A 14,274-nucleotide genomic window follows, 5' to 3' on the forward strand; every position below is an offset into this window, starting at 1 on the left:
ATGTCCCTTACGCCACTGACCGCCGGTTTCCTGCCCCTCTTCGACAGCGTGCTGCTGGTACTGGCGCGGGAGAAGGGGTTTGCGGCAAACGAGGGGATGGACCTGCTGCTGATGCGCGAGACCTCCTGGGCGAACATTCGTGACCGGGCGGCGCTGGGGCATTTCGATTTCGCCCAGATGCTGGCGCCCATGCCGATCGCGGCGACGCTGGGGCTCAACCCGCTGTCGGCGCCGATGATCGCGCCGATGACGCTGGGGCTGGGCGGCAACGGCGTGACGGTGAGCGCCGACCTCTGGGCGCGGATGGCCGAAGCGGGAGCGCCGGCGACGCTCGAGGCGGGGCCGGTGGGAGCCGCGCTGGCGAAAGTGGTGCGTTCGCATGAACGCAAGCTGCGCTTCGGCGTGGTGCACCAGACCTCGCCGCACAATTACGAGTTGCGCTACTGGCTGTCGGCGAGCGGCATCGTGCCAGACCGGGACGTCGAGATCGTGGTGCTGCCGCCGCCCTACCTGCCGGACGCGCTGGGGGCAGGCGGGATCGACGGCTATTGCGTGGGCGAGCCCTGGAACACGGTGGGGGTGAAGCGCGAAGGCGGACACATCGCGACGGTGAAGGCTGCCATCTGGCGCAACAGCCCGGACAAGGTGATCGGCATGCGGGCGGCCTGGGCGGAGGCCAACAGCGAACTCGTCGCCGGGTTGATCCGTGCTGTGCATCACGCGGCGCGCTGGTGCGGCGAGCCGGCCAACCATGCGGAGGCGGCCGCGATCCTGTCGGCGCCGCAGTACCTGGACCTGCCGGGGGAGGTGATCAGCCCCTCGCTTACCGGCCGGTTCGATGTCGGTGCCGGCGTGGCGGTGACCGTGCCGAACAGCTTCGTGCCCTATGCGGGGGCGGCCAACTTCCCGTGGACCAGCCAGGCGCTGTGGTTCTACAGCCAGATGGTGCGCTGGGGCGAGGTCGAGCACAGCGCCGATCGGGCGCGGGCGGCGGCGGCGACGTTCCGGCCGGATGTGTACCGCTCGGCGCTGGTCCCGCTTGGGGTGCCGACACCGGTGGCCGACAGCAAGATCGAGGGGCTGTTGGCGGAGCCGACCGAGGTGGCGGCGACGGGCGGGACGCTGGTCATCGGGCCGGATGGGTTCTTCGACGGGCAGGTGTTCGATCCGGCGGCGTTGGATGCGTACATCGCGGCGCAGCGCCGGTAGCGGCGTCCCGGCTCGGGGCGGCCGGGTGACGCTTCGTTAAGCTACTGACAGGCCTTCATTCATTTGTTGTTCAGGCCCGTTCATCTTAGGGTAGGACAGCGTCCAGGACAGATTCAGGGGTGAGGGTTATGAAGCGGCTTGTTCGGTCCGCCTTTTGGCTTGTGGCGACCGCGTTTCTCTCCCTCAGTCCGGTAGCGGCCCAGGAGCGCAGCATCACGCTGCTGCCCGGGACGGACCTGCCCGGCTTCGACTATTCGGTGAAGAAGGACGTATCGCTCGACGCCTGCGAGGCGGCGTGCACGGAGGACCGGCTGTGCCGGGCCTTCACCTTCAACGAGAGCGCCAAGTGGTGCTTCCTCAAGGGCGATGTCGGCACCGAGGCGGCCTTCGAGGGCGCGACCTCGGGTCGTGTCGAGTTCACGCCGACGCGTGACGAAATCAACCAGCAGCGGCTGGGGGAGCTGCCGTTCCCGGCGCAGGACCTGCTCGACTCGGCGCGCTACTACGCCAATGGCCTGCCGCAGACCGATGCGCCCCCGCCGGGCGTAACCTATGACGACCTGGTCGCTTCGGGCGACGAGGCATCGGCACAGTCGAATCCGTCCGCGGCGATGGTGTCGTACCGCCAGGCGCTGGCGATCAACCGCAACGATCCGGCGCTGTGGCTGAAGCTTGCGGCCGAGGGCGAAGCGCGGGCCGATATCGAGGCGGCGGCTGGCAACGGCACGTATGATCTGGCGGTGAACGGCTCGTACGCGGCGCTCAATGCCTTTATGCTGTCCGAGACGCCGCAGGAGAAGGCGGCAGCGCTCGGGGTGCTGGGCAAGGCGCTCGAACGGCGCGAGATGTGGCGCGAGTCGATCGCTGCTTATCGCGCCAGCGTCGGGCTCATCGACGATACCGTGCTGCAGGCCCGTCTCGACAAGGTGGTGGCTGAGCACGGCTTCCGCGTGACCTCGAACCAGGTGGATGCCGAGGCGGCCGAGCCGCGGATCTGCGCGGTATTCTCCGATCCGCTGCCGGCCGGTGACACGGACCTGTCGAGCTATGTCGTGGTCGACAACGCGCCGACCGTCGCCATCGAGAGCGACCAGAGCCAGATCTGCGTGACCGGCGTCGAGCACGGCCGGCGCTACCATATCCGGCTGCGTGCCGGGCTGCCCTCGGCCAATGGCGAGCAGCTGCGTTCGGACGTGGAGCTCGATCTCTATGTGCCCGATCGCGCGCCTTTCGTCGGCTTTGCCAACAACGCATACGTCATGCCGGCCGGGCTCGGTGGCGGGCTGCCGATCACCTCGATCAATGCCAAGAGCGCCGACGTAGTGATCTACCGGATCGGCGATCGCAACATTGCGACGGCTGTGCGCAACGGCATCTTCCAGCGCACGCTCGACGGCTATTCGGCCGAGGACGTGGCCAACAGCTATGGCGAGAAGACCTGGGAGGGGTCGGTCGACCTCGCGCAGGGCGCGCCCAATGCGATGACGGTGACGGCCATTCCGGTCAGCGAGGCGATCCAGCAGCTGCAGCCGGGTGCCTACGTGGTGACCGCCAAGGTGAGCAGCAGCCAGCAGGAATACTGGCGCGAGATGGCGACGCAGTGGTTCATCGTCACCGATCTCGGGCTGACGACGGTGTCGGGAGACGACGGCGTCCATGCCTTCGTGCGCTCGCTGACGAGCGCGCAGCCGGTGGCGAATGCCAAGGTCCGGCTCGTTGCGGTGAACAACGAGATCCTCGGCGAAGCGACGACCGACGCCGAAGGGCGGGCCGACTTTGCGCCGGGCCTCGCCCGCGGCGAGGGCGGACGTGCGCCGCAGCTGGTCGTGGCCGAGACGGGTGGTGGCGACTACGCCTTCCTCGATGTGTCGAAGTCGGCGTTCGACCTCACCGATCGCGGCGTCGAAGGGCGTCCGTCACCCGGGCCGCTCGATGTCTTCGCGACCACCGAGCGCGGTGTATACCGGCCGGGCGAGACCGTGTTCCTGACGGCGATCCTGCGCGACATCAAGGCCAAGGCGGTCACGGACCTGCCGTTGACCATGCAGGTGCAGCGGCCGGACGCGGTGATCGACGAGACGCAGGTGATCAATGACGGTGGCGCGGGCGGCTATTTCCAGGCCATCGACCTTGCGCCCGAGGCGATGCGCGGCTCGTGGTCGATCCGGCTCTATGCCGATCCCAAGGCTTCGGCGCTGACCACGGTCGGCTTCCTCGTCGAGGACTTCGAGCCGGAGCGCCTGGCCTTCGAGATCAGTGCTGCGGACGAGCCGATCGTCACCGGCGAGGTGACCCCGGTCACGGTTGCAGCCAAGTATCTCTATGGCGCGACGGCGCCGGATCTTGCGATCGAGGCCGACGCAGTGCTGCGTCCGGTGAGCTCGCTGCCGGGCTTTGCGGGCTATACGTTCGGCCGGCTCGATGATCCGTTCCAGACGTCGCGTGAGCCGCTGGGCGTGGTCGGTACGACCGATGCGGACGGCAATGCCACTGCCGAAGTGGTGGTGAGCGAGCCGCAGGCGACGACCAAGCCGCTCGAGGCCCAGCTCATCATGCGGCTGGTCGACTCCAATGGCCGCGCCGTCGAGCGCAGCCTCAGCCGACCGGTGCTGGCGACGACCGATCGTATCGGCGTCAAGCCGCGCTTCGAGTCGGCGGACGGGCTGACCGAGGGCAGCCAGGCGGTCTTTGACGTGATCGCGGTGGCGCCTGACGGCGCCCAGATCGACAAGGCCGGGCTCGAGTGGAGCCTGTCGCGCGTCGAGACCAACTACCAGTGGTATCGCAACAGCGGCGTGTGGAAGTGGGAAGCCATCACCACGACGCGCGAGGTGGCGAACGGGACGGTGGACACGACCGCTTCCGGGCCCGCGGCCATCTCCGCGGCTGTCGACTGGGGTCTCTACCGGCTCGAAGTGTCGAGCACGGGCGAGGGCGCCACGTCGACGAGCTACGAGTTCTATGCGGGCTACTACTACCCGCAGGTGGGTTCGGACACGCCGGATACGCTGTCGGTTGCGCTCGACAAGCCGGCCTATCGCTCGGGCGAGACGGCGGTGCTGAAACTCGATCCGCAGTTTGCGGGCACTGCGCTGGTGATGGTGGTCGACGACCGCATCATCGACATGAAGGCGGTCGAAGTGCCGGAGGGCGGGGCCTCGGTCGAGCTGCCGGTCACCGATGACTGGGGGCCGGGCGCCTATGTGACGGCCATGCTCTACCGGCCGGCGAGCGCTGAAGCCAAGCGCATGCCGGCGCGGGCGCTCGGTGTCGCCTTTGCCGATGTGGATCCGGGTGACCTCAAGCTCGACATGGCGCTCGAGGCCCCTGAGACGGCATTGCCGCGGCAGGCCTTCAGCACCACGGTGAAGCTGGCCAACGTGCAGCCGGGCGACAAGGCCTATGTGGCCGTCGCGGCGGTGGACCTCGGCATCCTCAACCTCACCAAGTTCCAGGTGCCGGATCCCGACGGCTACTTCTTCGGCCAGCGCCAGCTCGGCATGGAGTTCCGCGACCTCTACGGCCAGTTGATCGATCCGATGCAGGGCACGCCCGGCGCGTTGCGCGTCGGTGGTGACGAAGGCGCGTCGCGCCTCGGCACGCCGCCGGCGACGACCGTACTGGTGGCGCTCCATTCGGGCATCGTGGAAGTTGGTCCGGACGGCACGGCCACAGTCAGCTTCGACATGCCGGACTTCAACGGCACCGTCCGGCTGATGGCCATGGCCTGGTCGGCGAAGGCCGTCGGCCATGCTTCGGCCGACGTTGTCGTCCGTGATCCGGTGGTGGTGAACCTGAGCCCGCCGCGGTTCCTCCGCTATGGGGATACGTCGCGGCTGCTCGTCGAGGTGACCAATATCGCCGGCCAACCGGGCACCTATACGGTGTCGCTCGATACCGGGGAGGGGCTCTCGACGGATGCGCTTGAGAGCACGATCGAGCTTGGCGTCGGCGACAGGGCGGGGCTCGACCTCAAGCTCACCGGCACGGGGATCGGCGACAACAAGCTCACCGTGACCGTGCGGGCGCCGAACGGCGATGCGCAGGTGAAGGAACTGACGCTCGGCGTCCGCGCGGCAAGTGCCCCGCAGACGACGAGCCAGCTGATCCCGCTCGCCGTGGGCGAGACAGTGACGCTCGACGGCAGCCTGTTCGACGGCATGGTGCCGCACACAGGCGAAGTAACGCTGGCGCTGGGCCCGATCGCACGTCTCGACGTGCCGGGCATCCTGCTGGCGCTCGACCGTTACCCCTATGGCTGTGCCGAGCAGATTTCGAGCCGGGCACTGCCACTACTCTATCTCAACGAGGTCGCCTCGATGGTGGGGATCGGCACCGATGCCGAACTCGACCAGCGCATCCGCGATGCCATCAGGAACCTGCTCAGCAAGCAGACGTCGAGTGGCGGCTTCGGGCTGTGGGATCCGTATTCGACGACCGACCTGTGGCTCGACTCCTATGTCAGCGAGTTCCTGATCCGCGCCAAGGCGGCCGGGTACGAGGTGCCGGAGCTGGCGATGTCGCGGGCGCTGGACAACCTGAGCAACCAGGTGTCCTACGCGGCCGACTTCTCGCTGGGCGGCGAGGACGTGGCGTTCGCGCTCTACGATCTCGCCCGGGCCGGCCGGGCCGCCATCGGCGACCTGCGCTACTATCTCGAGGCACGGCTGAACAACTTCGGCTCGCCGCTGGCCAAGGCCCAGCTAGGTGCGGCGCTCGCCCTCTATGGCGACCGGACGCGCGCGGCGACCGCCTTTGCGGCGGCGGTCGAGGGCCTCGGCGTGGCCGAGGAGCGCTACAAGTACCGTGGCGACTACGGCAGCCTGCTGCGTGATACGGCCGGCGTGCTGGCGCTTGCGGCGGAGTTCAAGCCGTCGGGCGTGGACATCGCGGAGCTGACGACCAAGCTCGCCAATATGCGTGATCGCGAGCGTTGGACGTCGACCCAGGAAGACGCCTGGACGCTGGTTGCCGCTTCGGCACTCGGCCAGTCGGCCGCAGATGGGTCCCTCGCCATCGACGGCGAGGCGCTGACCGGTTCGCCGTACCGCCGGTATGACCAGGAGCATTTCGACGGGCTGACCGTCGAGGTGACCAACAACGGCAACCAGCCGACCGACATGAAGGTGACCACCACGGCCATCCCGGCCGAACCGCCGACGCCGAGCGAGAACGGCTTCACGCTCACGCGGGACTACTACACCGTGACCGGCGAGCCGGCCGACTTCTCGGCGGTGCGCCAGAACGACCGGTTCGTGGTGGTGCTGACGGCGCAGCCGACGCGGCTGGGTTCGGGCCAGTACGTGATCGCCGATCCGCTGCCGGCCGGGTTCGAGATCGAGAACCCCAACCTGCTGCAGGGTTCGGGGGTTGCCGATCTCAGCTGGCTGACGGTGGACCAGCCGACGCACGTGGAGTCGCGGACCGACCAGTTCGTCGCGGCCTATCGGTTCACGTCGGATATCTCGAGCGTCACCGCGGCCTACCTGGTCCGCGCCGTGTCGCCGGGGACGTTCGTGATGCCGGGAGCGACGGTCGAGGACATGTATCGTCCTGATCTGCGCGCCAACACCAGTGCGGGCTCGATCGAGATCGGCCCGACCGGGCCGTGACGATGGGCGGCAAAGCCGGTGCGGAGGGCTCCCCCGCACCCCAGCCCTCTCTCCAGCGAGGAGAGGGGGCGCGACGCCGGCGACTTGTGCCGGGGTTCCTCGCTGCGGGGTTGGTGCTCCTCGCATGGAGCGGGCTGATGGCGGGCCAGTACGGTCTCGCCGTGCTGCGCGACATCCGGGAGACCATTCCGGCGCCGCCGGCGATCGCGACGCTGCCGGTATCGAAGGCGGTGGTCGACAAGGCGGGACTGCTGTTGCGGCCCTTCACCACCGATGGCGGGCGCTGGCGGCTGCCGGTGACGATTGCGGACGTCGACCGGCGCTTCCTCGACATGCTGCTGGCCTATGAGGACCAGCATTTCGCCGAGCACCACGGGATCGAGTGGAGCGCCATGGTGCGCGCCGCGCTGCAATATGCGGGCGCTGGCGGGCAGATCGTTTCGGGCGGTTCGACGCTGACGATGCAGGTGGCGCGCCTCCTGGAGCGTGAGCCGACGCGGAACCTGGGCGGCAAGATCCGGCAGATGGTGCATGCCGACATGCTGGAAGGGCGGCTCAGCAAGGACGAGATCCTGACGCTCTACCTGACGCTGGCGCCCTATGGCGGCAATATCGAGGGTATCCGGGCGGCGAGCCTCGCCTATTTCGGCAAGGAGCCGAACCGGCTGACGACGGCCGAGAGCGCCCTGCTGGTGGCTCTGCCGCAATCGCCCGAAGCGCGGCGGCCGGATCGCGACTCCAAGGCAGCGCTGGCGGCGCGCGACCGGGTACTCGACCGGATGGTGGCGCAGGGCGTGATCAGCGCCGAGGAAGCCGAGATTTCGCGGCTCGAGCCGGTGCCGACGATGCGGCGCGAGTTTCCGATGCATGCCGCCCATCTCGCCGAGCAGGCCGTGAAGGCGCGGCCCAATGCGCGCGAGATCGAGTTGACCGTCGACCGGCGACTGCAGGCGGCGCTCGAAAAGCTCGGGGCGGACCGGGCGGCGCAGCTGGGCTCGAAGCTTTCGGTGGCGATCGTGGTTGCCGATCAGGCGAGCGGGAACATTCTTGCTTCGGTGGGATCGGCCGGGCTGTTCAACAGCGAGAGCGACGGCTTCGTCGACATGACGTCGGCGGTGCGCTCGCCCGGCTCGACGCTGAAACCGCTGATCTACGGGCTGGCGTTCGAACTGGGGATGGCGCATCCCGAGAGCCTGATCGAGGACCGGCCGACGGCGTTCAACGGCTACGTGCCGGTCAATTTCGACGGCTTCAACCGAGGCACGGTGACGATCCGGCAGGCGCTGACGGAGTCGCTCAACATCCCGGCGATCGTGGTGCTCGACGCGGTCGGGCCGGCCCGGCTCGTGGCCCGGATGAAGCGGGCGCATGCCAAGCCGCTGCTGCCGGTGGATACGGCGCCGAGCCTTGCGGTCGGCCTCGGCGGCGTGGGCGTGACGTTGCGCGACCTGGTCTCGATCTATGCGGCGATCGCGCGTGGCGGCTCGCCGGTGGTGCTGCGCGACGGCGTGCAGCCGCCGCCCACGGAGGAGGCCGTGCCGGCGCCGGTGCTCGACCCGGTGGCGGCCTGGTATGTGGCCAATGTTCTCGCCGACGTGCCGCCGCCGCTCAATGGCTCGGCGGGGCGGATCGCCTACAAGACGGGGACGTCCTACGGCTATCGCGACGCCTGGGCCGTCGGCTTCGACGGCAAGACCGTGATCGGGGTGTGGGTCGGGCGGCCGGACAATTCGGCGGTGCCGGGGATCACCGGCATTTCGGCGGCGGCGCCGATCCTGTTCGAGAGCTTCGACCGGCTGAGCCGCACCACGGTGCCGCTCCGCGAGGCGCCGCGCGGGGTGATCTTTGCCTCGAACTCGGAGCTGCCCAATCCGCTGAAGCGTTTCCGGCACCCCGACGAGCAGAAGGTGAAGCGCGATGCGGCGCCGGAAATCGCCTATCCCGAGGACGGCGTGGACGTCGATCTCGGCATCGCGTCGGGCGACAGCGTGCCGCTGATCGTCAAGGTGCGCAACGGCGTGCCGCCCTTCACCTTCTTTGCCAACGGGGCGCCGTTCGGACGCTCGGCCTTTGCCCGGCAGGAGAGCTGGCGGCCCGATGGGCCGGGCTTCGTGACGCTTTCGGTGGTGGACGCCGAGGGGCGCTCGGACAGCGTGAAGGTGTTCCTCGACTAGCCGTCCGGCGGCTACTCGTATTTGGCGCGCAATCTATTCGAATCCGCCGCGCGGGGCTCAGCATTCGGCAAGCTCTGGCGGTCAGTGTCGGCACTGCCTCACACCACTTCTGCCGCCGCGCCCCCGCGTGGCGGATCAAACGGGTGAGCATTCATGCACAGACCAACATCCAATCCGGCGCTTGCCCTATCGCGGGTGACGCCCGTTTCGATGTTCGGCCGACTGGCTGTCCTGGGAGTTGCCCTGGCGCTGTCCCCGATGCTTCCCGTTCCGGCGGGGCAGGTGGCGGTTCGGGACGATGCCAGGATCGTGCAGGTCGCGTGCCTCGTCACCGACTACCGCAAGGGACAGTGCGACCGCCCGACAAGGGGCTGAGGCCGCACGACAGGGTGTTACCGTTCCGGCTTCCTCACGGCCACCTCGAGAGGACTCTCGCCATGCCTTGGTTCCACGACAAGTTCACGGCCCTTATCCGGGGCTCGAAGCCCGACCGCGCGCCCGTACGCATCACCAAGGCGTGGCTAGGGATACCCGACGCCCGCGGTGGGCTGTTCGGAGCGCAGGCGCCGGCCTATCGGCCCGTGCGCGTGCGGCGAGACCGCTGATGCTGGCCTGCTGCTCGGTCCCCGACTATCGCGAACTGATGCGCATGGCCGCTGCCGGCCGCGACCGAGGCCGCAAGGCAGAAGAGCGGGTGGCGGCCTCAACTGACGAGCGAGGGCAGGGCGCCCCGGCGGAAACGACGCCAGCGGCCGACAGACCCAGCGAACTCGATCGCGCGACCAACTGAGGAGGAACCGATGGCCAAGACCGACAAGCCAAACATCCTGATCATCTGGGGCGACGACATCGGCTGGTTCAACATCAGCGCCTACAATCACGGGATCATGGGGTACCGGACCCCGAACATCGACCGCGTGGCCAAGGAAGGCGTAATGTTCACCGACTGGTATGGACAGCAGAGCTGCACCGCCGGCCGGGCCGCCTTCATCACGGGCCAGAACCCGATCCGCACCGGCCTTACCAAGGTGGGGCTGCCGGGCGCCGACCTGGGGCTGAGGCCCGAGGATCCGACGATCGCGGAGCTGCTGAAGCCGCTGGGCTATGTGACCGGCCAGTTCGGCAAGAACCACCTGGGCGATCGCGACGAGTTCCTGCCTACGGTGCATGGGTTCGACGAGTTCTTCGGCAATCTCTACCACCTCAACGCGGAGGAAGAGCCGGAGAACCCGGATTACCCCAAGGACCCGGAGTTCAAGAAGAAGTTCGGGCCGCGCGGGGTGCTCCATTCGTGGGCCAACGCGGACGGCTCGCAGAAGATCGAGGATACCGGGCCGCTGAACACCAAGCGGATGGAAACGGTGGACGAGGAGTTCCTCGACGCGAGCCTCAAGTTCATGAAGAAGGCGAATGCCGACGGCAAACCTTTCTTCTGCTGGTGGAACTCCACCCGCATGCACGTGTGGACGCACCTGAAGAAGGAGTCCCAGGGCAAGACCGGCCTCGGGACCTATCCGGACGGCATGGTGGAGCATGACGGGCATGTCGGGCGGCTGCTCGACTTCCTCGATGAGCTCGGCATCGCCGACAACACGATCGTCATGTACTCCACCGACAACGGCGCCGAGGTGATGAGCTGGCCCGACGGCGGGAGCACACCGTTCCGCGGCGAGAAGGACACGAACTGGGAGGGCGGCTGGCGCGTGCCCTGCGCGATCCGCTGGCCCGGCGTGCTGCCCAAGGGTGTCGTCTCCAACGAGATCTTCGCGCACATGGACATGTTGCCCACGCTGGTCGCGGCCGCGGGGGACCCCGACATCGTCGCCAAGTGCAGGAAGGGGCACAAGGTCGGCAGCAAGACCTTCAAGGTCCATCTCGACGGCTACAACATGCTGCCCCTGATCAAGGGCGAGGCGAAGGAAAATCCGCGCAAGGGCATCATGTACTGGAGCGATGATGGTGACCTCATGGCCATCCGCATCGGCCCGTGGAAGGTGCATTTCATGCTTCAGGAGGCGGAAGGCTTCGGTGCCTGGGAGCGGCCGTTCGTGAACCTCAGGTTCCCGGACCTCTACAACCTGCGGTCCGATCCGTTCGAGCGGGCCGACACCTCGATCTTTTATGGCAAGTGGAAGGGCGACCGCATGTTCGTGGTCGTGCCGGCCCAGGCGATCGTCGCGGACTTCCTCAAGACGTTCCAGGAGTTCCCGATCCGGCAGAAGCCCTCGAGTTTCTCGCTCGACGACGTCATGGCCCAGGCAGAACGAGCCCACAAGCAACTCGAAGGCGCGACCGGCGGCGGACCGAAGTAAGCGCCCTCTCGGAGCGGCGGGTAGGCCTCCGCCGCTCCTCCCCATTACGGAGGACCCTCACTCCTCGCGGACGACATCAAGGAGTGAGACGACATGGCAAAGACCGACAAACCCAACATTCTCGTCATCTGGGGCGACGATATCGGCCAGTCCAACCTGAGCTGCTACACGCACGGGCTCATGGGTTACCGGACGCCCAATATCGACCGGATCGCCAGGGAGGGGATGCTCTTCACCGACAGCTACGGCGAGCAGAGCTGTACGGCCGGGCGGTCGGCGTTCATCACCGGACAGAGCGTCTATCGTACCGGTCTCAGCAAGGTCGGCGTCCCGGCGGCACCGCAGGGGATGATGGACAGCATCGTTACCATCGCCCAGCTGCTGCGCGACCAGGGCTATGCAACGGGCCAGTTCGGCAAGAACCACCTCGGCGACCTCAACAAGCACCTGCCGACGGTGCACGGGTTCGACGAGTTCTTCGGCAACCTCTATCACCTCAACGCCGAGGAAGAGCCGGAGATGTACAACTACCCCACGGAAGAGGAGATCCCCAACTTCCGCGAGCGGTTCGGTCCGCGCGGCGTCATCCATTCGTGGGCGACTGACAAAGACGATACGACCGTGCAGGAGCGCTGGGGCAAGGTCGGCAAGCAGAAGATCGAAGATACCGGCCCCTTGACCACGAAGCGGATGGAGACCTGCGACGACGACTTCGCCGCTGCAGCAACGGACTTCATCAAGCGCGCCGAGAAAGCCGGCAAGCCCTGGTTCGTGTGGCTCAACACGACCCACATGCACCTGTTCACGCACACCAAGAAATCGAGCCTCGGGCAGGCGGGCCGCTGGCAGTCGCCGTACCACGACACGATGATCGACCACGACAAGCTGGTCGGGCAGGTGCTCGATCTACTGGATGATCTGGGGATCGCCGAGAACACCTTCGTGCAGTACTCGACGGACAATGGTCCGCACCGAAACTCGTGGCCGGATGGTGGAATGACGCCGTTCCGCTCGGAGAAGAACACCAACTGGGAAGGTGCCTTCAGGGTGCCGCTGCTGATCCGTTGGCCGGGCCATGTGGCAGCGGGCTCGGTGGCGAACGGCATCGTGCAACACCACGACTGGCTGCCGACGTTCCTCGCCATGGCTGGTGCCCCCGACATCATCGACAAACTCAAGAAGGGCTACAAGTCCGGTGATGGCAGGACCTACAAGAACCACATCGACGGGTTCGACCTGGGCGATTACATCGCAGGCAAGTCCAAGGAGAGTCCACGCAACGTCTACTTCTACTTCTCGGACGATGGCGACGTGCTGGCCATGCGCTACGACAACTGGAAGATGGTGTTCATGGAGCAACGGGCCAAGGGCACGATGCAGGTCTGGGCAGAGCCCTTCACCAAGCTCAGGTTGCCCAAGCTCTTCAACCTGCGGACGGACCCCTACGAGTTCGCCGATATCACTTCGAACACCTATTACGACTGGTTCATACACAACGCCTACTTCATCTATGCGGCGCAGGCGGCGGTGCAGAAGTTCCTCGATACGTTCAAGGAGTTTCCACCGGCACAGCATCCCGGCAGCTTCACCGTCGAGGATGCACATCAGGCTGTCGTCTCGTCCGCGAGCGGCAACTGAGCGATACCTCCGGGGCGGCGCTCGCAACGCCGCCCCGTACCATCAGGGCAGAAACAGAAGACTGACCGGAGCCCCCCGATGGAACGTGACGACAATACCCACACGGCAATGGCGACCACGCCGCTTGCTTCGTGGAACGAAGGCCCAGCCAAGCAGGCGATCATGGATTTCGTCGAGCGCGTGACGGTGCCGATCAGCCCCGATTTCGTGCCGGTAGCCCAGAGGATTGCGACCTTCGACAATGACGGAACTCTGTGGTGCGAGCAGCCGATGCAGGTGCAACTGTACTTTGCCGGTGAGCGCCTCGATCAACTGGCGAAGAGAGATCCGTCGCTAAGGGATCGCGAGCCGTTCAAGTCGTACCTGGCCCGGGACATCGAGAGCATGAAGCGTTTCGGCAAGCGTGGCCTGCTCGAGGTTGGCCTCGCGGCGCATGCCGGCGATACAGAGGAAGAGTTCGAGGTTGAGGCGCGCGCCTGGCTGGACCGGGCGCGGCACCCGAAGCTCGGGGTGCTGTTCAAGGAACTGACCTACCAGCCGCAGCGTGAGCTACTCGACTATCTCAAGGCACATGGATTCAAGAACTTCATCGTGACCGGCGGCGGGATCGATGTGGTAAGGGCGCTGGCCGAGGACGCCTATGGCATCCCGCCGGAGCAGGTCGTGGGATCGAGCAACAAGACGAGCTTCGAGATCCGCGACGGCAAGGCGGTGGTGGTCAAGCAGGCCGAGCTCGGCAGCTTCGATGACCGCGAGGTGAAGCCGCAGAACATTGCGCTCCACATCGGGCGGCGGCCGATCCTCGCCTTCGGCAACTCGGACGGCGACCTCGCCATGCTGCGCTACACGCTGACCGGCGGCGGGCCGCGTCTCGGGCTGCTGCTGCATCACGACGATGACGAGCGCGAGTTCGCATACGATCGCGAGTTTCAGCTGAGCCCCCTGGTAGAGGCCCTCGACCATGCCGATGAGTACGGCATCACGGTCGTGAGCATGAAGAGCGACTGGCGGACGGTGTTTGGCGCCGACGTCAAGCAGGCCGCGGCATGAGGGGGAGGCGGGCCATGCAATTCTCTATCCGGGTTCTCCTCCTGTGCGGCAGCGCCGTCGCGTCCCTCGCCATCTTCACCTTTGCCGCGGCGCAGGTGCCGGAGACGAGCCGGCCGGTGGTCGAGGTCGACAGGGTGGCGTGGCCGATCTGCCTTGCAGATGCGGCGATCGTGGCGAGCGATGGCCTGCTGCCATGGACGATGGACGCGAGTCCGAAGCAGTCCAGGGGCAGCCGCGCGAACGAATGAACTCATTCTCCAGGGCCAAGCAACGCAAGTA

At 66.9% G+C, this 14,274-nt stretch carries 9 protein-coding genes; all 9 read left to right on the forward strand.

The features are described from left to right. The 9 genes from PRN20_RS16055 to PRN20_RS16095 all read left to right on the forward strand — a co-directional run bounded on the left by PRN20_RS16055 (position 1) and on the right by PRN20_RS16095 (position 14,243). Positions 1-1,209 (forward strand): CmpA/NrtA family ABC transporter substrate-binding protein, encoded by a 1,209-nt coding sequence (locus PRN20_RS16055; protein WP_273958553.1) that lies wholly within the window; start codon positions 1-3, stop codon positions 1,207-1,209. Positions 1,210-1,337: 128 nt separating this feature from the next. Continuing rightward, the gene (locus PRN20_RS16060; protein WP_273958554.1) at positions 1,338-6,821 is read left to right on the forward strand and encodes an alpha-2-macroglobulin family protein; all 5,484 of its coding nucleotides are present in this window, start codon (positions 1,338-1,340) and stop codon (positions 6,819-6,821) included. 137 nt (positions 6,822-6,958) lie between these two features. Further along, complete coding sequence (gene pbpC / locus PRN20_RS16065) at positions 6,959-8,995, forward strand: penicillin-binding protein 1C (protein WP_273958555.1); 2,037 nt, start codon at positions 6,959-6,961, stop codon at positions 8,993-8,995. A gap of 153 nt (positions 8,996-9,148) precedes the next feature. Beyond that, complete coding sequence (locus tag PRN20_RS16070) at positions 9,149-9,370, forward strand: hypothetical protein (RefSeq protein WP_273958556.1); 222 nt, start codon at positions 9,149-9,151, stop codon at positions 9,368-9,370. Positions 9,371-9,599: 229 nt separating this feature from the next. Then, a complete protein-coding gene (locus PRN20_RS16075; protein WP_273958557.1) occupies positions 9,600-9,785 on the forward strand; it encodes a hypothetical protein in 186 nt (61 codons plus the stop codon). Then, positions 9,703-11,307 carry an arylsulfatase gene (locus PRN20_RS16080; RefSeq protein WP_443112586.1) on the forward strand — a complete coding sequence of 535 codons (1,605 nt, stop codon included), beginning with the start codon at positions 9,703-9,705 and terminating at the stop codon, positions 11,305-11,307. The genes PRN20_RS16075 and PRN20_RS16080 overlap by 83 nt, the downstream gene beginning before the upstream one ends. Positions 11,308-11,400: 93 nt before the next feature. After that, positions 11,401-12,945: an arylsulfatase gene (locus tag PRN20_RS16085; RefSeq protein WP_273958559.1), complete on the forward strand. Its 1,545-nt coding sequence runs from the start codon at positions 11,401-11,403 to the stop codon at positions 12,943-12,945. A 78-nt stretch (positions 12,946-13,023) separates the two neighbouring features. After that, positions 13,024-13,995, forward strand: coding sequence for an HAD family hydrolase (locus tag PRN20_RS16090; RefSeq protein WP_273958560.1), 972 nt, complete (start codon positions 13,024-13,026; stop codon positions 13,993-13,995). Positions 13,996-14,009: 14 nt separating this feature from the next. Then, positions 14,010-14,243, forward strand: coding sequence for a hypothetical protein (locus PRN20_RS16095; RefSeq protein ID WP_273958561.1), 234 nt, complete (start codon positions 14,010-14,012; stop codon positions 14,241-14,243). The last annotated feature ends 31 nt before the right edge of the window (positions 14,244-14,274 follow it).

It is taken from the genome of Devosia sp. ZB163, assembly GCF_028613635.1.
Lineage (GTDB): Bacteria > Pseudomonadota > Alphaproteobacteria > Rhizobiales > Devosiaceae > Devosia_A.

Coding starts and splice junctions, on each gene's coding strand:
- PRN20_RS16055 (WP_273958553.1), top strand. CDS start 1: ATGTCCCTTACGCCACTGACCGCCGGTTTCCTGCCCCTCTTCGACAGC.
- PRN20_RS16060 (WP_273958554.1), top strand. CDS start 1,338: ATGAAGCGGCTTGTTCGGTCCGCCTTTTGGCTTGTGGCGACCGCGTTT.
- pbpC (WP_273958555.1), top strand. CDS start 6,959: ATGGCGGGCCAGTACGGTCTCGCCGTGCTGCGCGACATCCGGGAGACC.
- PRN20_RS16070 (WP_273958556.1), top strand. CDS start 9,149: ATGCACAGACCAACATCCAATCCGGCGCTTGCCCTATCGCGGGTGACG.
- PRN20_RS16075 (WP_273958557.1), top strand. CDS start 9,600: ATGCTGGCCTGCTGCTCGGTCCCCGACTATCGCGAACTGATGCGCATG.
- PRN20_RS16085 (WP_273958559.1), top strand. CDS start 11,401: ATGGCAAAGACCGACAAACCCAACATTCTCGTCATCTGGGGCGACGAT.
- PRN20_RS16090 (WP_273958560.1), top strand. CDS start 13,024: ATGGAACGTGACGACAATACCCACACGGCAATGGCGACCACGCCGCTT.
- PRN20_RS16095 (WP_273958561.1), top strand. CDS start 14,010: ATGCAATTCTCTATCCGGGTTCTCCTCCTGTGCGGCAGCGCCGTCGCG.